Here is an 18,529-nt window from a genome sequence, read left to right on the forward strand (position 1 = left end):
TAACTATACGTTCACTTGCAAGCTAAGGAGCAAAAAATCTCAATGGAGTGATTCGTTATGTACGCAAACCAAAGCTGTAACCTTTATGCAAAACTCTTTTACAGACCCGTTGATGCAGCCTTGCGCTGGTGCAACTTGACCACCTATGAAAGAGAAATACTCGAAGTGGCTCAGCACTGTCCAAGCAGGCTCAAAACTAATTTCCCGCAGTGGCCCTGCCTGCATGTAAACACGGAAAAAATTCTCGATGCCATTCAACATGGGGAGCTCGCTTATGGATGTTTCGGCGTACCGGTGGCCATTGGCACGCCCGTTAATTACGACCACATAACCGTCCGTCACACTGATCTAAAATGTTGGATGTCGCGATATTATCCTGATCAACGACCAGAGTTTCTCTTTGGGGAGCCCCTCCATCAAAAAAATGGCATTAGCATTGAAACATACTTAGAATTGCAAGCGGATCGAGAAGCATTGCAAGTAAAACTAAAGGCTTTGGAGGCAGCTCATGAGCAATTACTTAGCGATCTAGAAGCCATTGGACTAGAAAGAAAGAACATACATCACTGTCACGTCGTGTACGCGCTTCTTTGAGGGAGATTTGTGGGTAACAACCCAAGGACATGCGCTTCTGCTTGCCTGCCCAGTAGTAGCGGAAGAGCCAGACTTTTCCGCCGCTGGCCGTCACATTGAGTGTGAGACCATCACTGTCGCCGAGGGTGTAGTCGTTACCGGTGATTCGGGCATGCCGAACTGTCATTTCTGAGAGTGCCATCGCTAGCTCCTGAACAGAGTCAGGGCCAGATGCTCATCTCGCTACACAATCTGCTCCAGCATTAAACCGATTCAGTGCTCGTCAGAATCCTGGACTCAATTCTGGACTTACACGCACCGGATAGTGCTGGATTTCGGTGGTTCCCGCTGGAACGAAAAAAGGGCCTAAAGGCCCTGATTTCAATCACTTACAGAATTCAGTGGAACTCTGTAGCGCAATATTTGGAGCGGGAAACGAGACTCGAACTCGCGACCCCGACCTTGGCAAGGTCGTGCTCTACCAACTGAGCTATTCCCGCGTCTTGGTGTGGCGCATTCTATAGATTCAGATTACGCCGTCAACCCTTTGATTCAAAAAACTTTTATTTCGGGTCTACGTCAGTGCGCAGATGCGGCCAGGCGGCGCGCAGGTACTGAACCATCGACCACAATGTCAGGCCTGCGGAGATCAGCAGCAGTGCATAGCCCAACAGCACCCAGAAATTGAAGTTGGCCGGGTTGCCCAGCAGGATCACCAGCGCCAGCATTTGCGCGGCGGTTTTCCATTTGCCCAGGTTCGATACCGCCACTTGGGCACGGGCGCCCAGTTCGGCCATCCATTCGCGCAGTGCCGATACGACGATCTCGCGGCCGATGATCACCGCTGCCGGCAGGGTCAGCCAGAGGTTGCCGTGCTCCTGCACCAGCAGTACCAGGGCGACCGCGACCATCAGCTTGTCGGCCACAGGGTCCAGGAAGGCGCCGAAAGGCGTGCTCTGCTCCAGGCGTCGGGCCAGGTAGCCGTCCAGCCAGTCGGTGGCGGCGGCGAAGGCAAAGACCGAGGCGGAGGCCACATAGCTCCAGTGGTACGGCAAATAGAACAGCAAAATGAAGATCGGGATGAGCAGGACGCGAAGTACGGTAATCAGATTTGGGATATTCATCGGCACAACTGGCTGCGAGGTTGACGGGCATTCTACTCGCTATGCAGGCTTGCATAAATCGACTCAGCGAGCTTTTTACTGATACCGGGAGCTTTGGCTATCTCTTCGATGCTGGCACGAGACAGCTCCTGCAATCCACCAAAATGTTTCAATAGATCGCGACGTCGCGTCGGGCCAACCCCTGCGACGCCTTCCAGCGTCGATGTACGACGGGTCTTACCCCGGCGGGCACGGTGTCCGGTAATGGCGAAACGGTGTGCTTCGTCGCGGATCTGCTGGATCAGGTGCAACGCCGGCGAGTCCCCTTTCAGGGTGAACTCATGGGCCGCATCGTTCAGGTACAGGGTCTCGAAGCCAGCCTTGCGGGTGGCGCCCTTGGCCACGCCCAGCAGGATCAGGTCGGGGACCATCAGCTCGTTCAATACGTCGCGAGCCATGGACAGCTGGCCTTTGCCGCCGTCCACCAGCAGGATGTCCGGCAGCTTGCCCTCCCCGTCCTTGAGCTTGCCGAACCGGCGCATCAGCGCCTGATGCATCGCCGCGTAATCATCGCCCGGGGTAACACCTTCAATGTTGTAGCGCCGGTAATCGGACTTGATCGGGCCCTCCGGACCAAACACCACACAAGATGCCACGGTCGCTTCGCCACTGGAGTGACTGATGTCGTAGCACTCCAGCCGCTGCGGCGGCTCGTCCAGGTTAAGGACGTCGGCCAAGGCATCGAACCGTGCCGCCACATGCTGGCGGTTGGCCAAGCGTGCGCCAAGGGCCTGTTCGGCGTTGGTCACGGCCAGTTGCTGCCAGCGCGCTCGGGTGCCACGCACGCGATGACTGATGCTCAGTTCGCGACCGCGAAGCTTGTCAATGGCCTCGACCAGGGCTGGGAAGTCTTCGTGGACCACATTGACGATCAACTCGGCAGGCAGGTCGCGCTCCGGGCTGCTGATGTAGTACTGGCCCAAAAACGCCGCCATGACTTCGGCCACGTCTTCCTCGATACCCACCTGGGGAAAGAAGTTCTTGCTACCCAGCACCCGACCGCCGCGCACGCTGATCAGGTGAACGCAGGCGCCACCCGGGTTGATGAACGCGGCGATCACGTCAACGTCGCCGCTGCCACCTTCCATGCTCTGCTGATCCTGCACGCGGCGCAGCAGCCCGATCTGGTCACGCAGCTCGGCAGCCCGCTCAAACTCAAGATTGACCGCCGCGTCCTCCATCGCCGCCGACAGTTCGTCGGTCAACGCATTGCTGCGACCTTCAAGAAACATCACCGAGTGGCGCACGTCTTCGGCGTAGACCTGGGGTTCGACGAACCCGACGCAAGGCGCTTTGCAGCGTTTGATCTGATATTGCAGGCATGGTCGGGTACGGTTCTTGTAATAGCTGTCTTCGCATTGGCGAACGAAGAAGGTCTTCTGCAGCAGACTCAGGCTTTCACGGATCGCCCCGGCGCTGGGGTAAGGGCCGAAATACCGGCCTTTGGCCTTCTTGGCCCCGCGGTGAATGCTCAGGCGCGGAAATGCCCCGTCGGACAGGAACACGTACGGGTAGGACTTATCGTCACGCAGCAGAATATTGTACGGCGGCCGCCATTCCTTGATCAGCGTCTGCTCGAGCAGCAAGGCCTCGGTTTCATTGGCGGTGATGGTGGTTTCGACTTGCGCGATGCGCCCCACCAGGGCGGCGGTCTTTGGCGCGAGGCCGGTTTTACGAAAGTAGCTGGCCAGACGCTTCTTGAGGTTCTTGGCCTTACCGACGTAAAGCAGACGCGCATCGCTGTCGAACATGCGATAGACGCCTGGGCGACCGCTGCATGTGGACAGAAAAGCACTTGGATCAAACAGTTCAGTCATTATCAGGCGCTGGCATCGACCATGCCGTGGCGCACCGCCAGCAGCGTCAACTCGACATCGCTGCTGATCGACAGCTTCTCGAAGATTCGGTAACGGTAGGTGTTGACGGTTTTAGGCGACAAGCACAGCTTATCGGAGATGATCTGCACCTTTTGGCAACCGACAATCATCAGGGCAATCTGGATTTCCCGCTCCGACAGCGCATCGAAGGGCGATTCATTGGTCGGCTGGAACGACTTGATTGCCAGCTGCTGGGCAATTTGCGGGCTGATGTAACGCTGACCGGCAAATACCAGGCGAATGGCCTGGACCATCTCGTTCAAGCCGGCGCCCTTGGTGAGGTAACCCGCAGCACCCGCCTGCAACAACCGGGTCGGGAACGGATCTTCTTCACACACGGTCACCGCGACCACCTTGATGTCCGGGTGGCTGCGCAGCAGTTTACGCGTGGCTTCAAGACCGCCGATGCCTGGCATCTTGACGTCCATCAGTACCACGTCGGGTTTCAGTTCACGCGCCTTGATAAGGGACTCTTCCCCGGATTCAGCCTGACCAACCACCTGCAGACCGTCGATATCAGCCAGCATTCGTGTAATGCCCGTACGGACGAGATCATGGTCGTCGACCACTAACACCCTAATCAAGCAGACACCTCACGATTTGGTCTTATTTGGGTTGCCCAACACCTTAGCAAAAACCATCCGGCAGACCTAGCGCAAAGGGACATATAAAAGTTACAGCGCGTCTTTCACAGGCACGCAATCCGAGGCCTCAAGCCCTGGCGGCCCGCTCCATCCTCAGGAAACATTCATCCTCGCCGACCACCTGCAGCCCCATGCGCTCGTAGAGCACCCTGGCCGGATTGTTCTTGAAAACCGTCAAGCGTAACGCCGGGCGACGCTCCTGCATCACCATGTCCCAAACCTGACCGATCGCCCAGGTGCCGGCGCCCTGCCCCCGAAACGCCTCGGCAATCTGTAGCTCCCGGATATACAACGCCCGGGCATCACGACTCAGGCTGACAAAACCCAACGCTTGCCCCTCGCGGCAGATGATCCAGTTCTGACGAATGATCCAGGCCAGATCGAATGCTTCGTCCTGCCATAACAAATCATGGTGCAAGTAATAGGGAAGCATGTTGATGCACGTCAGTTGCCGGGCAAAGGCGATGTCCTCGGCCGTTGCCGCACGCCACTGGAAACTCATGTGTACCTCTTCAAAGAATGGTCACCCATACGACTGGGCCCGATAACCGTCGGGCATCACAACTCGCTCAGGCCGAAAGCCAGATCGAGAGAAGGTGCAAACCCAAAGTTTGTCATAAAGCCCGCCGGACTCAAGCCAGGATGAACAATCACATACCCACGATAGAATTTTCTGATTGAACCGGCCCACCCTGCTCTAGTAAGCTCAGGTTCATTCATCGGAGACAGACCATGTTCAACGCACTCGCATCGCTTCAAACCGCCAGCGCCCAGCGCTCGGTTGCGGCTGCCTGGGCGAACAGTGTTCAGACTCCGGTCAGCTTTTATTTTGGGTATTGGTTTAGCCACTGGCGCGCCTGATACCCAACCGGCGCCCAATTTAAACGGGTCGCCTTCCAGAGTTTTCTAACCCCCGGTCGGCCTCCCGACCGGGGGTTTTGTTTTTTCAGCCCCACACATTTTTGCGACACCAGACAAACTTGAGGATTGAGCCATGAACTACGCCACTTATTACCGTTACGACAGTTTTTCCGCCTGGCGATTTACCAGCCACCGCTCGGGACAGCCTGCCGCCTCCGATCGGTCACCTACCGGTGGCAAGCCTCAGTTGCGGGCCAATACGGCCAATTGTCGAACACCCCAATAGGGCCGGCGCGCGGGAATGAACCCGCTGCCCGCCCAGGAAACCAGATCATGAATTCGTCCGTCTCTGCTTTGCCGCTGTCCACGCTCAACCCCGCCAATGAAGCCCTGACCCTGCGTCTGCCCAGCTCATTGCAGCTCAAGCAACAATTGCCCCTCAGCTCGGCGCTGAGCCAACAGGTCAATGCCCATCGTCAGGCAATCCGCGCGATCCTCGACGGTGAGGACTCCCGCCTGCTGGTCATTGTCGGCCCCTGCTCCATCCACGACCCGAAATCGGCCCTCGAATACGCTGCCAACCTGGCGCGCGTAGCCCATGAAGTCAGCGACAGCATGCTGCTGGTGATGCGCGCCTACGTGGAAAAACCCCGCACGACGGTAGGCTGGAAAGGCCTGGCTTACGACCCCGGCCTGGATGGCTGCGACGACATGGCCGCAGGCCTGACGCTGTCCCGGGAACTGATGCGCGAAATGCTCCAGTTGGGCCTGCCTGTGGCCACCGAACTGCTGCAACCCATGGCCGCCAACTACTTCGATGACCTGCTCAGTTGGGTCGCCATCGGCGCGCGTACCACCGAATCGCAGATCCACCGGGAAATGGCCAGCGGCCTGGGCATGCCGGTCGGTTTCAAGAACGGCACAGACGGCGGTGTTGGCATCGCCTGCGATGCCATGCGCTCGGCAGCCCATCCTCATCGGCATTTCGGCGTCGACAGCCAGGGGCATCCGGCGATCATCCAGACCCAGGGCAACCCCGACACTCATCTGGTGCTGCGCGGCGGCCATCGCGGGCCGAACTATGACCGCCAGAGCGTCACACAGATACACAATGACCTGACCCGCCTGAAAATACCGGCCCGGATCATGGTGGATTGCAGCCACGCCAACAGCGGCAAAGATCCGTTGCGCCAGCCTCAGGTGTTCAACGATGTCCTGGAACAGCGCCTGCAAGGAAACCACTCCCTCATCGGCATGATGCTGGAAAGCCACCTGTTCGAAGGTTGCCAATCGTTGGGCCCGTCGCTGCGTTACGGCGTATCGGTGACCGATGGTTGCCTGGGTTGGGCATCCACCGAGCAACTGCTGAGTCAGGCCCATCGTCAACTGGTGTCGGCCTGAATCCTGAAAGCGCCCTCCCCAGCGAGGGCGCTTAGCTTTTCGCCGCGGAACGAACCTGGACGGTGACCCACTCCGAATGCTGGCTCACATCGTCCAGGCGCTCGACCTGATAAAACAAGTGCACCGACCTGCCGCGCTGGTCCTGCCAGAACGCCGCAGGCACTACAAAGGTCAGCGCTTGACCTGCCGTCGCCGCGGTGATTTCGCGCTCGGCGACATGCGCGTAACTGCCGTTGCACTGCAGCCAGACCAGCTCGCCAGCCTCAAGCCCGGCATCGTCGATGACGACACTCACCCCTTCCTGTAACCCGTCGACATCCAGCCCGCCCGCGTTCAATCCCGCAATCCGCGGCGCTTTCAGAGCAGGACGTCGCAAAGGCCCCAGGTGCAACGACAGGGGCTCGGCGCGACGCACCGAATGTCCGCGCCGGACGACATAGGTCAGGCTCAGGCTTTGACCCTCATGAGGGGCAATCAGCGAATGATCGATCCAGAACGCTACCTCGCGGCCGACGGCATGAGCCTCGATATCCAGCACATCGCGCCAAACGGCCTTGGAGTCGTTGCTGGCAATCAGGATCAACCGGTCGCCGACGGCCATTCTGGAATAGGGTTTGATGGTCACGCACGTTCCTTCGGGCACCCGCGCCGGGTCCAGGCTGCCGCCCACGGCATCGTTGGCAACGGCGGCCGGCAGTTGCAAGGAAACATCGCCGATATCCAGTTGCAAAGGCTGGGAGACCAGCGTGGCCGGCAGCCGTTTGCTCGTCACTTGGTAGCTGATCTCCAGCGAGCCGCCGTCCAGCTCGGCGATATGCGGCTCGCGCACAACAAAAACGACATCTCGCCCCACATGTCGCTCAGTGATGAACCTTCGCACTTCATGCCGATAGGGTTCGGCGTCTGAATTGAGTCCGTGCCAGAACAGCAGCACCTCATCTCCGCACGTCATCATTGGATATGGCTTGACGGTGATGACGACCTTGCGCCAAGCGGGGTTGATCACCCCTGCCGTGGCCGCTGCCAGAAACGGGACCGGCAATTTCGTCAGGGGTGCGAGCCGGGCTCGCGGGGCAGATGGGTAAGTGGTCATACATAGGCTCCAGTCCTTGGATAAAGGCACCGCGTTCATATCGCGGCACCCGATGAAGCCATTAAACCTCGACCGTCCCAAACCCACAGTCAGACAAGACGACCACGGGAGTGGCCTGGTGCCGGTGAAGTTGTAGCCGCAAGCGCCAAGGGCAATCGGAAGTATCCCGATACGCTCAGATCCGTCCGGCTCCAGTCCGACCCTTCCCACTTCTTCTATTCCGTTTTCAGCAGAGCACTGCGGTTTCTTCCTACACCGTCCAGCACAAGCCTGCATTAGAGTGACGTCGCGAATTCAACAGGAACCTCTTCGAAAAAGGTACGAACATGCAACGGAATGCAACCACTCAATTTCCCATCCTGCTGGTCCATGGGTTGTTCGGGTTTGACAGGGTCGGCGGCTTCGAACTCTTCCACGGGATCAAACAGGCATTACGCGCCGCCGGTGCCCGGGTGTTCATCCCCTATTTGTCAGCGACACATTCCAATGAAGCCCGTGGTGAACAACTGCTGGCACAGATCGATCGGATCCTGAGCGGCACCGGCGCCACCAGGGTCAACCTGATCGGTCACAGCCAGGGCGCGCTGGCCGCCCGATACGCCGGCGCTGTTGCCCCCGACAGGGTGGCCTCGGTGACCTCGGTCAGCGGCCCGAATCATGGCTCCGAACTGATTGATTTCCTCTACAAAGCCCTGACCCCGGGGCGCCTGCCAGAGCATGTGGCGGATAAAGTCGCCACGCTTTTTGCTGACTTCATCTCGCTGCTGGGCGGCCAGGCGCAACTGCCACACGCGGCCATCGCAGCACTGGCGGCGCTGACCACCGAAGGCGTAGGCGCGTTCAATGACAAATACCCCCAAGGCCTGCCCAAACACTGGGGCGGCAACGGAGCACAAAGGGTCAACGGGGTGCGCTACTACTCATGGAGCGGCACGTTGCCGGACTCCGAGAACGGAGCGTGCAATGCGATGGACCCACTGCAGGGTTTCTGCCGGGCCTTTTCCGAGTATTTCATCACCGAAGCCGGGCAGAACGACGGCCTGGTGGGACGCTTCAGCTCGCACCTGGGCAAGGTCATTCGCTCTGACTATCCACTGGACCACATGGACGCCATCAACCAGACAGCCGGTTGCAGCCGCAAGGGTACAGACCCGGTGGAGCTTTACGTGCGCCACGCCGAACGCCTGCGCAAAGCCGGCCTTTGATCGACAGACTCAAGGTTTTGACGCATTTTTGACAACAACCGGTCAGTGATTCCGGTAGGCTCAACACCTTTAAAGCTATTGAAAGGAATTTTACCCATGGCCAAAGCCACTGCCCGCCACATCCTGGTTTCCAGCGAAGAGAAGTGCAACGAACTCAAGGCTCAGATCGAAGCCGGCGCCGATTTCGCTGAAGTTGCCAAAGCCAACTCCTCGTGCCCGTCCAGCCGTCAGGGCGGCGATCTGGGTTCGTTCGGTCCAGGCCAGATGGTCAAGGAATTCGACACCGTGGTATTCAGCGCCCCGATCAATGTGGTGCAGGGTCCGGTCAAGACCCAGTTCGGCTATCACCTGCTGGAAGTGACCAGCCGCCAGGACTGATCCCGGCTTATCGACATAACGGCCCGCCCTTCGGTGGGCCGTTGTGTTTGTGTCAGGCCAAGGGGCTAGCGATCAAGGCGTAGCTCGCGTACAAATCGTGGTCATCTATCACCCGGCTTTAAGGCTGACAATGCGACTGGCGTTCCCTTCACTGCTGTTCACTGCCGTGGTCCTGCTGACAGGTGCCGCCGGTGTGGATGCCACACCGCAACATGCCCTGACGGTGTATGGCGAACCGGCCAAGTACCCCCAGGGCTTCAGCCACTTCGCCTATACCAATCCCCAGGCCCCCAAAGGCGGCACCATGCGCCGCTCGGCCATCGAGATCGGCCATTTCGACCACGTCCTGCCCTACATCGACAAAGGCATCGGCGTCAGCCAGATCGACGGAATGCTGTATTCGCCGCTCGCTCAGCGCTCGCTGGACGAGCCCTACACCGTCTATGGCCTGGTGGCGCAGAAGATGGAACGCGCCGACGATGGCCTGTCCTTGCGCTTCTACCTCAATCCCAAGGCCCGGTTTGCCGATGGCAAGCTCATCACCGCCGAAGACGTGCGCTACACCTTCGAGCTGTTGATGACCCAGGGCAGCCTGCGGTATCGCACCCAGTTCGCCGCCGTCAAAGGCGTCGAAGTGGAATCCGAGCGCACCGTTCGCTTCGACTTCAAGAACAACGAAAACCGTACCCTGCCTCTGGACATCGCCACACTGCCGGTCTTTCCCGAGCACTGGTGGAAAACCCGCGACTTTGCCAGTGGAGGTGGCTACGAAGCCCCGCTGGGCAGTGGCCCCTATCGGGTGGGCCGGATCGACTCGGGACGCAGCATCACCTTCGAGCGCAACCCCGACTGGTGGGGCAAGGACCTGCCGGTCAGTCGCGGGCTCTACAATTTCGACCATTTCAGCATCGAGTATTTCGGCGATACCGATGTGGCGCGGCAGGTCTTGCGTGGCGGCGCTTATGACTACAATCGCGAGTTCTCCGCCACCGGTTATTCCATCGGCTATGACAGCCCGGCCCTGCATGACGGTCGCCTGCAAAAGGCCCACCTGGCCACCGAGGCTCCCCAAACGGCCCAAGGCTTCGTGTTCAACCTGCAAAAACCGCAGTTCCAGGATCGGCGTGTCCGCCAAGCCCTGGCCATGCTCTGGGATTTCGAGTGGAGCAACCGCCAGATGATGCGCAACCTCTATGTGCGCCAGCAGAGTTTTTTCTCCAACACCGACCTGGCCGCCCGGCAACTGCCCGATGCCGACGAACTGGCGATTCTCGAGCCGTTGCGCGGCAAAGTCCCAGAGGAAGTCTTCAGCCAGGTCTTCCACGCACCGAAAACCGACGGCAGCGGCGTGATCCGTGACAAACAACTGCAAGCCCTGGCGCTGCTGCAACAGGCCGGCTGGAAACCCGACGGCGACCGCCTGGTCAATGCCGAGGGGGAAGCGCTGAGCTTCACGTTCCTGATCAGCCAGAACGGCCTCGACCGGCTGTTGCTGCCCTACAAGCGCACCCTGGCACAGATCGGCATCGACATGAGCATCCGGCGCATCGACGCCTCCCAATACGTCAATCGCCTGATGAGTCGCGACTACGACATGATCATCACCGGCTATCCCGTCAGCACTTCGCCGGGCATGGAGCTCTACAACTATTTCGGCTCGGCGGCGGCCAACGATCCGGGCGCCAACAATTACATGGCCTTGCAGAATCCGGCCGTCGATGCCCTGATCGACGGGCTGGTCAAAGCCACCACCCAGCGCGACATGCTCCGCCATGCCCACGCCCTCGACCGGGTGCTGCAATGGAATTACTACTGGATCCCCAACTACTACCCGCCGGGCAGTTCGACCGTCTGGTGGAACCGCTTTGGCAGACCCAAAGTGCAGGCCAGCAATGACGAAGCCATCGAGAGCTGGTGGGAAATGAGCACCACACCGCTGACCAACGAGCAAATGGCCGCCGAACGCCTCAAACGCGGCTCCCCTGGAGGGCGGCATTGATGTGGGCCTATATCGCGCGGCGCTTGCTGCTGATCATTCCGACGCTGGTCATCATCCTGTTGGTGAACTTCGTCATCGTGCAGGCCGCTCCGGGCGGGCCGGTGGAACAGGCCATCGCCCAACTGCAAGGCATCGGCGGCGCCAGCGTCGGCAGTTCGGGCACTGCCATGACCGGCAGTTCGCGAGCCAGTCGCGGCCTCGATCCACAGCTGATCAAGGACATCGAAAAACAATACGGCTTCGACAAACCGGCCCATGAGCGTTTGTGGTTGATGCTCAGCAGCTACGCCCGACTGGACTTCGGCAAGAGTTTCTTTCGCGGCGCCACGGTGACCGACCTGATCCTGGAGAAGATGCCGGTGACCATTTCCCTCGGGCTCTGGGCCACGCTGATCACCTACCTGGTGTCGATTCCCCTGGGCATCCGCAAGGCGGTGCGCCATGGCTCGGCCTTCGATGTGTGGAGCAGCACGGCGATCATCATCGGCTACGCCATGCCGGCATTTCTGTTCGCCATGTTCCTGATCGTGATGTTTGCCGGCGGCACGTCGTTGAACTGGTTTCCGGTGCGCGGGCTGGTGTCTGACAACTTCGAGTCGCTGTCGACACTGGGCAAGATCACCGATTATTTCTGGCACCTAGTCCTGCCGGTCACTTCGCTGGTGATTGGCGGTTTCGCCACCTTGACGATCCTGACCAAGAACTCGTTCCTCAACGAAATCACCCGCCAGTACGTGGTCACCGCGCGAGCCAAGGGTATGAGCGAACGACGCGTGCTGTATGGCCATGTGTTCCGCAATGCGATGCTGCTGGTGGTGTCAGGGATTCCCCAGGCGTTCATCAGCGTGTTTTTCGCCGGCTCCTTGCTGATCGAGGTGATCTTCTCCCTCGATGGCCTGGGACGCATGAGCTATGAAGCCGCGGTGTCCCGGGACTATCCGGTGGTGTTCGGTTCGCTGTTCATCTTCACGCTGTTCGGCTTGCTGATCAAACTCATCGGCGACCTGTGCTACACCCTGGTGGACCCGCGTATCGACTTCGCCGCGAGGAACGCCTGATGTTCAAGTTGTCACCCTTGGGCCGCCGGCGTTTTGAGCGTTTCAAGAAGAATCGCCGGGGTTGGTGGTCGCTGTGGCTGTTCATCGGCCTGTTCATGCTGACCCTGGGCGGCGAATTGATCGCCAACGACAAGCCGTTGCTGGTGAGTTACCAGGGGTCGCTGTATTTCCCAGTGTTCAAGCGCTACACCGAACAGGAGTTTGGCGGGCAGTTGCCGTTCCAGGCCGATTACCGCAGCAGCTACGTGCAGGATCTGATCCACAAGGACGGCGGCTGGCTGTTGTTCCCGCCGATCCCGTTCAGCGACGACACACCCAACTACGACCTGAACCAGCCGACCCCAAGCCCGCCCTCGTCGGTGAACTGGCTGGGCACCGATGATCAGGCCCGGGACGTGCTGGCCCGGGTGATCTTCGGGGCACGGGTGTCGATTCTGTTCGCCCTGGCCCTGACGGCCATCAGCGCGCTGATCGGTATCAGCGCCGGTGCCTTGCAGGGGTATTACGGCGGCTGGGTGGACCTGCTGGGGCAACGCCTGCTGGAAGTCTGGTCCGGGCTGCCGGTGCTCTATCTGCTGATCATTCTGTCCGGCTTTGTCGAGCCGAATTTCTGGTGGCTGCTGGGAATCATGGCACTGTTTTCCTGGCTGGCCCTGGTGGATGTGGTGCGCGCCGAGTTCCTGCGCGGACGCAACCTTGAATACGTCAAAGCCGCCAGAGCCCTGGGCCTGTCCGACCGCAAGGTGATTGTGCGGCATATCCTGCCCAACGCGATGAACGCCACCCTGAGTTATCTGCCGTTCATCCTCACCGGGGCGATTTCCACCCTCACCGCCCTGGACTTCCTCGGCTTCGGCATGCCGGCGGGCAGCGCGTCGCTGGGCGAGTTGATCGGCCAGGGCAAACAGAACCTGCAAGCGCCGTGGCTGGGCCTGACGGCGTTCTTCACCCTGGCGCTGATTCTTTCTCTGCTGGTGTTCATTGGCGAGGCGTTGCGCGATGCATTCGACCCCCGATCCTGATCCACGGCCATGAAGCGGAACCCTGAGATGAGCGACAACCTGATCGAAATCCGCGACTTGAGCGTGGCCTTCAACGACCAAACCGTGGTGCGCAACCTGTGCCTGGATATCCGCCCCGGTGAATGCCTGGCCCTGGTGGGCGAGTCAGGCTCCGGCAAGTCGGTAACGGCCCATTCGATCCTGCAACTGCTGCCGCAAACCGGCAGCCGTACCACCGGCAGCATTCGCTATCGCGGCCAGGAACTGGTGGACGCCGAGGCCAGGGTCCTGCGCGAACTGCGCGGGGACCGGATCGCGATGATCTTCCAGGAGCCCATGACCTCGCTGAACCCGCTGCACAGCGTCGAAAAGCAGATTGGCGAAACCCTCATGCTGCACAAGGGCCTGGGCGGCAAGGCCGCGCGCCAGCGCATTCTGGAGTTGCTGGCCCTGGTGGGCATCCAGAAACCCACCGAACGCCTCAAGGCCTACCCGCATCAACTCTCCGGCGGCCAACGACAGCGGGTGATGATTGCCATGGCCCTGGCCTGCGAACCGGAACTGTTGATTGCCGACGAACCGACCACCGCGCTCGACGTGACGGTGCAGCGCAAGATTCTGCTGCTGCTCAAGTCCCTGCAGCAACGACTCGGCATGTCACTGCTGCTGATCAGCCACGACCTGAACCTGGTGCGCAGCATCGCGCAACGGGTGTGCGTGATGAAGGCCGGGGAAATCGTCGAACAGGCGCCGTGCGAAACGCTCTTCAGCGCGCCGAAGCATCCCTACAGCTGCGAGTTGCTGCACGCCGAACCGGAAGGCGAAGCCCTGCCCCGTGACGAACGCGAAGACGTCTTGCAAGTGCAGGATCTGCGCGTCAGCTTTGCCCTGGGCGGCGGGCTGTTCCGGCGCAAGGAATACCTGCGCGCCGTGGACGGCATCAGCTTGACGATCCAGCGCGGCAAGACCCTGGGCATCGTCGGTGAATCCGGTTCCGGCAAATCCACCCTCGGCCAGGCGATCCTGCGATTGATCGAATCCGAAGGCAGCATCCACTTCCAGGGACAAGCCCTCGATCATCTGTCGCAGAAAGACCTGCGACCGTGGCGCAAGCAGATGCAGGTGGTGTTCCAGGACCCGTTCGGCAGCCTCAGCCCTCGCATGTCGGTGCAGCAGATCATCAGTGAAGGCCTTGAGGTCCACAGCTCGTCCAGTTCCGAGCAGTGTGAAGCGCAGGTGATCCAGGCGCTGCAGGAAGTCGGCCTCGACCCGCAGAGCCGCCACCGCTACCCCCACGAATTCTCCGGTGGCCAGCGCCAACGCATCGCCATCGCCCGGGCATTGGTGCTCAAGCCGGCCCTGATTCTGCTGGACGAACCGACCTCAGCCCTGGACCGCACCGTGCAAAAGCAAGTGGTCGCCCTGCTCCGCCAGCTTCAGGAAAAGCATGGCCTGACTTACCTGTTCATCAGCCATGATCTGGCAGTGGTCCGCGCCCTGGCCCACGACATGATCGTGATCAAGGACGGTAAAGTGGTGGAGCACGGCGCCAGCCATGAGGTGTTCGACTCGCCCCAGCATCCCTACACCAAGGAGCTGTTGGCGGCGGCTCAACCGCAGTAATCCCGGGCTCGCTCAGGCACCACGTCGTTGATCCAGCGCTTGAGCGAATTCACCCATCACCTCCACCACCTGCTGCGCGCCTCGATGAATATCCAGAATGACAGTGCCGGCCTGGTTAGCCAGTTTCACCCCCTGCTCTGCCTTGAGCGTGCTCGATTGCATGCTGCTCACCGCTTGCCTGGCCAATTCACGGTTCTTGGCGACGACCTGAGTAATGGCCACGGTTGACTGACTTGTACGTCGCGCCAGATTGCGCACCTCATCGGCCACCACCGCGAAGCCGCGTCCCTGCTCCCCGGCGCGAGCCGCTTCGATGGCGGCATTGAGGGCAAGCAGATTGGTCTGTTCGGCAATGCCCCGGATGGCATCGACGATGCTGCCGATTTCCTCTGACTGCGCGCTAAGGGCACCTATCCCGGCTGACACCTGCTGAAGCTCATCGGCGATACTTTGCACAACCGTAACGGTTTGCTGAACCACACACGTGCCGAGCCGGGTTTGCTCATCGGTCTGCCGGGACGTCTCGAAAGCAAGTCCGGCCGCTTTTGATTCACTTTGGCGCTGCTCGACTTCGCGAGTGCTGTCAGTGGCGAACTTGACCACGCCATACAAGCGCCCCCGTGCATCGTAGAGAGGGTTGTAGGTAGCCTGCAGCCAGACAGTCGCGCCTCGATTGTCGACGCGCTCGAAAAGGCCGGTCCTGTATTCACCGCGATTGAGCCCGGCCCAGAAGCCACGATAAGCCTCACTCTGGACCTCGCTGGGTTTGCAGAAAATCCGGTGATGCTGGCCCCGAATTTCTTGCAGGCGGTACCCCATGACGTTCATGAAATTCTCGTTGGCATTCACGACCTGACCGCTCAGATCAAATTCGATAACCGCCATGGAGCGGTCGATCGCTTGCATGAAGCTGGTTTCGGCCTGGGCGCGCAACACCCGCTCGTTGATATCGCGAACGATCAAGATGATGCGCTGCACCTTTGCATGGTGATCCAGCACAGGAACGTAGTTTGCTTGCACCCACAACCAGCTTCCATCACGCCGCAAATGCAGGAATTGGCTGTCGGCAGAAGAGCCCTGCCCCAACTGCCGCCATAACGCTGAGCACTCGGCGCTGCGTGAATAGGCAGGCTCACAAAACATCGAATGATGCTGACCGAGGGTTTCGCTGAGTGAATACCCCATCATTTTCAAAAAAGCCGGGCTGACGTCGAGCACCTCGCCCGTCGGGGTGAACTCGATGATCGCCATGCATTGCTGCAAGGCCGTCCGTTCGGCTTCGAGAAAAGCCTGCCTGGCCTGGATTTCGTGCAAGGCGTCCTGATGCTTGCGAGTACGAATGAACATGGGTGGCGCTCCCGGAGGCGTGAATGCGTGGCTGTAGCCACACGAAGGCAGAGATGCCATCGCTAGATAGCTGCATTAAGCCACTATCGCAGGAAAACTTGTACAACTTTATGATTATGTATAATTATCAGAAGTCATACGGATCTCTATGGCACAGCCCAAGACATTCAGCACCAGCCCATTTTCCAATGCTTGCTGTCGCGCAACTCGCGCCAGTCGAGCAACGTCACACGAGCGCTGTATACAGCCTCAAGCTCAATCTGAATGGGTATCCCCTCCTCATCACAGAGCAGCTTGGTGACGAGAAAATGCTTTTCCCGATCAGTCGGCGCACAGGCCGTCCATTTGGAGAGCTGCAGCTTGCGAGGGTTGAATTTATTCATGAGCGCTCTCAGAAAAATGTACATATTAGTGAAAACTGTACAAGTTTATCAGACTGCCCACCACTGAGCAGATCCACTAAGGCTTAGGGCTTGCCATTGATATGCCACGGCAAAGAATGCGGGCGAAGTAGTGCTCGGCCGGCCCCTCCCGGCATAATGCCGCTCTTTGGCAACCCCTTTGATCGGAGGATGCCGGCAAATCCCACCTTCTGGAAATGCCCGATGAACCCCACCGAAAGCCTCAAGGATTACAAGCGCGTGCGCACGCTGGCGATCCGTTCGTTGTTCGAGATCATCGAACAGTCCAGCGAAGGCACGGTGATTGTCGACCGTGACGCAAACATCGTCTGGATGAACGAACGCTACGCCCGGCGCTTCGGCCTGAACTCAGCGCAAGAAGCCATCGGCCGGGCGTGCGAGAGCGTGATCCCCAGCAGCCTGCTGCGCGAAGTGGTACGTACTGGCCGACCGATTCTGTTGGACATGCAGGACACGCCCAAGGAGCCGCTGGTGGTGATGCGCCTGCCGATCCACGACAGCGCGGGCGCGGTGATCGGCGCCATCGGTTTTGCCCTGTTCGATGAATTGCGCAGTCTGTCGCCGATGCTCAAGCGCTACCTGAGCATGCAGGAGGAACTGGCCTCCACCCGCTCGCTGTTGCGGGCACGGCAGACTCGGTACAACTTCGCCCACTTCATCGGCACCAGCAGCGCCAGCCTGGAGGTCAAGCGTCGTGCCCGGCGCAGCGCCAGCGCCGATTCGCCGGTGCTGTTGCTCGGCGAAACCGGGACCGGCAAGGAACTGCTGGCCCAGGCAATCCACGGTGCTTCGCCGAGGGCGCACAAGGCGTTCGTCAGCATCAACAGCGCGGCGATCCCGGAGGCCCTGCTGGAAGCCGAGTTTTTCGGCACCGCCCCGGGAGCCTTCACCGGCGCCGACCGCAAAGGCCGCGCCGGCAAGCTGCAGATCGCCCAGGGCGGCACACTCTTCCTGGACGAAATCGGCGACATGCCACTGCCGCTGCAAAGCAAACTGCTGCGGGTCTTGCAGGAAAAAGAATACGAACCCGTGGGCTCCAACGAGGTGCTGCAAAGCGACGTGCGGATCATCGCTGCCACGTCCATGGATCTGGAAGCGGCGATCAAACGCGGAGAATTTCGCGCCGACCTGTATTACCGCCTCAATGTGTTGCCGATCCAGGTCCCGCCGCTGCGCGAACGCCTGGATGATTTGCCGGCCCTGAGCGAGGCGATCCTCGAAGAACTGCGCAGCCAGCACGAACTGGACCGCGACGCACTCGACCTGCTGGGGCAACACGCTTGGCCGGGCAACATCCGGGAGTTGCGCAATGTGCTGGAACGAACCGCGCTGCTCAGCGACGACCTGCTGCTCACTGCCGCCGATATTCGAGCGGCCATTGGGACTTTCACGCCGGTCACCCGGGCGTTGAATCCACATCAGGAACCGCTGCCGCAAGAAACCTTCAGCCAGGCCCGGGCACGATTCGACCGCCACTTGATCGAAACCACTCTCGCGCAATGCGGCGGCAAGGTAGTTGAAGCGGCTGAGCGGTTGGGGCTGGGGAGGTCGACCTTGTATAAGAAAATGGTGGCACTGGGGATTGCCGAGTCTCAATAAAGAGACGCATATCTCTAGATATAGACAGCTCCTTTTGAGCGCTTCGCGCTCATCGTGAGCAGGCTCGCTCCCACAGTGGCCGTACTTTCCTGACGAACTCGGTCAACCTGTGGGAGCGAGCCTGCTCACGATGAGGCCAGCACAGCCCCTGAAAATCTCAAAAAAGAGACAAAACCCTCGAACCATCCCCACCAAAAACAATAATTTCCTTATATTTCAATAAATTACATATCTGGCACAAATCTCGCTAAAGCCCTCCCCACCGCTTCACCACAAAAATAACAA

The 18,529-nt window shown here is 59.8% G+C and carries 16 protein-coding genes, 1 tRNA gene and 1 pseudogene; 9 read left to right on the forward strand and 9 right to left on the reverse strand.

Annotation, left to right across the window (positions count from 1 at the left end):
• The first annotated feature begins 57 nt into the window (after nucleotides 1–57).
• Nucleotides 58–594 (forward strand): hypothetical protein, encoded by a 537-nt coding sequence (locus QOM08_RS17600; protein WP_177345113.1) that lies wholly within the window; start codon nucleotides 58–60, stop codon nucleotides 592–594.
• On the opposite strand, the pseudogene QOM08_RS17605 reads toward QOM08_RS17600, so the two are convergent.
• From QOM08_RS17605 to QOM08_RS17630, 6 genes and pseudogenes are all read right to left on the reverse strand, one after another.
• Nucleotides 569–775: pseudogene (locus tag QOM08_RS17605) on the reverse strand (Arm DNA-binding domain-containing protein); the annotation flags it as partial. The gene QOM08_RS17600 and the pseudogene QOM08_RS17605 overlap by 26 nt on opposite strands.
• A gap of 222 nt (nucleotides 776–997) precedes the next feature.
• Nucleotides 998–1,073, reverse strand: a tRNA-Gly gene (locus QOM08_RS17610).
• 63 nt (nucleotides 1,074–1,136) lie between these two features.
• Nucleotides 1,137–1,697, reverse strand: coding sequence for a CDP-diacylglycerol--glycerol-3-phosphate 3-phosphatidyltransferase (gene pgsA / locus QOM08_RS17615; protein ID WP_047227859.1), 561 nt, complete (start codon nucleotides 1,695–1,697; stop codon nucleotides 1,137–1,139).
• Nucleotides 1,698–1,729: 32 nt separating this feature from the next.
• Nucleotides 1,730–3,553: an excinuclease ABC subunit UvrC gene (gene uvrC / locus QOM08_RS17620; protein WP_188251064.1), complete on the reverse strand. Its 1,824-nt coding sequence runs from the start codon at nucleotides 3,551–3,553 to the stop codon at nucleotides 1,730–1,732.
• A 2-nt stretch (nucleotides 3,554–3,555) separates the two neighbouring features.
• On the reverse strand, nucleotides 3,556–4,197 hold the full coding sequence (uvrY, locus tag QOM08_RS17625; RefSeq protein ID WP_024781217.1) for a UvrY/SirA/GacA family response regulator transcription factor: 642 nt from the start codon (nucleotides 4,195–4,197) through the stop codon (nucleotides 3,556–3,558).
• A 127-nt stretch (nucleotides 4,198–4,324) separates the two neighbouring features.
• Nucleotides 4,325–4,759 carry a GNAT family N-acetyltransferase gene (locus QOM08_RS17630; protein ID WP_047227856.1) on the reverse strand — a complete coding sequence of 145 codons (435 nt, stop codon included), beginning with the start codon at nucleotides 4,757–4,759 and terminating at the stop codon, nucleotides 4,325–4,327.
• Nucleotides 4,760–5,451: 692 nt separating this feature from the next.
• Between QOM08_RS17630 and QOM08_RS17635 the strand changes: the two genes are divergently transcribed.
• A complete protein-coding gene (locus QOM08_RS17635; protein ID WP_316911915.1) occupies nucleotides 5,452–6,519 on the forward strand; it encodes a 3-deoxy-7-phosphoheptulonate synthase in 1,068 nt (355 codons plus the stop codon).
• A gap of 31 nt (nucleotides 6,520–6,550) precedes the next feature.
• Here the strand turns inward: QOM08_RS17635 and QOM08_RS17640 are convergent, their stop codons facing one another.
• Nucleotides 6,551–7,612 carry a hypothetical protein gene (locus QOM08_RS17640; protein WP_316911916.1) on the reverse strand — a complete coding sequence of 354 codons (1,062 nt, stop codon included), beginning with the start codon at nucleotides 7,610–7,612 and terminating at the stop codon, nucleotides 6,551–6,553.
• A 326-nt stretch (nucleotides 7,613–7,938) separates the two neighbouring features.
• Here QOM08_RS17640 and QOM08_RS17645 point away from each other — a divergent pair, with 326 nt between their 5' ends.
• The 6 genes from QOM08_RS17645 (at nucleotide 7,939) to QOM08_RS17670 (ending at nucleotide 14,876) form a co-directional block, all read left to right on the forward strand.
• Nucleotides 7,939–8,817, forward strand: coding sequence for an esterase/lipase family protein (locus tag QOM08_RS17645; RefSeq protein ID WP_047227853.1), 879 nt, complete (start codon nucleotides 7,939–7,941; stop codon nucleotides 8,815–8,817).
• Nucleotides 8,818–8,913: 96 nt separating this feature from the next.
• The gene (locus tag QOM08_RS17650) at nucleotides 8,914–9,195 is read left to right on the forward strand and encodes a peptidylprolyl isomerase (RefSeq protein ID WP_007898306.1); all 282 of its coding nucleotides are present in this window, start codon (nucleotides 8,914–8,916) and stop codon (nucleotides 9,193–9,195) included.
• A gap of 130 nt (nucleotides 9,196–9,325) precedes the next feature.
• Nucleotides 9,326–11,194: an extracellular solute-binding protein gene (locus QOM08_RS17655; RefSeq protein WP_316911917.1), complete on the forward strand. Its 1,869-nt coding sequence runs from the start codon at nucleotides 9,326–9,328 to the stop codon at nucleotides 11,192–11,194.
• A complete protein-coding gene (locus QOM08_RS17660; protein ID WP_047227851.1) occupies nucleotides 11,194–12,252 on the forward strand; it encodes a microcin C ABC transporter permease YejB in 1,059 nt (352 codons plus the stop codon). Before QOM08_RS17655 ends, QOM08_RS17660 begins: the two co-directional genes overlap by 1 nt.
• Nucleotides 12,252–13,274, forward strand: coding sequence for an ABC transporter permease (locus QOM08_RS17665; RefSeq protein WP_047227850.1), 1,023 nt, complete (start codon nucleotides 12,252–12,254; stop codon nucleotides 13,272–13,274). Before QOM08_RS17660 ends, QOM08_RS17665 begins: the two co-directional genes overlap by 1 nt.
• A gap of 27 nt (nucleotides 13,275–13,301) precedes the next feature.
• Entirely contained in the window at nucleotides 13,302–14,876 is a 1,575-nt protein-coding gene (locus QOM08_RS17670; RefSeq protein WP_139049663.1) for an ABC transporter ATP-binding protein, read from the forward strand.
• Nucleotides 14,877–14,888: 12 nt separating this feature from the next.
• Here the strand turns inward: QOM08_RS17670 and QOM08_RS17675 are convergent, their stop codons facing one another.
• Nucleotides 14,889–16,223 carry a methyl-accepting chemotaxis protein gene (locus tag QOM08_RS17675; RefSeq protein WP_139049662.1) on the reverse strand — a complete coding sequence of 445 codons (1,335 nt, stop codon included), beginning with the start codon at nucleotides 16,221–16,223 and terminating at the stop codon, nucleotides 14,889–14,891.
• Nucleotides 16,224–16,390: 167 nt separating this feature from the next.
• Nucleotides 16,391–16,606, reverse strand: coding sequence for a TIGR02450 family Trp-rich protein (locus tag QOM08_RS17680; protein WP_139049661.1), 216 nt, complete (start codon nucleotides 16,604–16,606; stop codon nucleotides 16,391–16,393).
• A gap of 222 nt (nucleotides 16,607–16,828) precedes the next feature.
• On the opposite strand from QOM08_RS17680, the gene QOM08_RS17685 reads away from it, so the two are divergent.
• Nucleotides 16,829–18,244, forward strand: a complete 1,416-nt coding sequence (locus QOM08_RS17685) for a sigma-54 interaction domain-containing protein (protein ID WP_139049660.1) — start codon at nucleotides 16,829–16,831, stop codon at nucleotides 18,242–18,244.
• Nucleotides 18,245–18,529 lie beyond the last annotated feature (285 nt).

This window comes from Pseudomonas sp. P105 (assembly GCF_032614175.1).
Taxonomy (GTDB): domain Bacteria; phylum Pseudomonadota; class Gammaproteobacteria; order Pseudomonadales; family Pseudomonadaceae; genus Aquipseudomonas; species Aquipseudomonas rhizophila.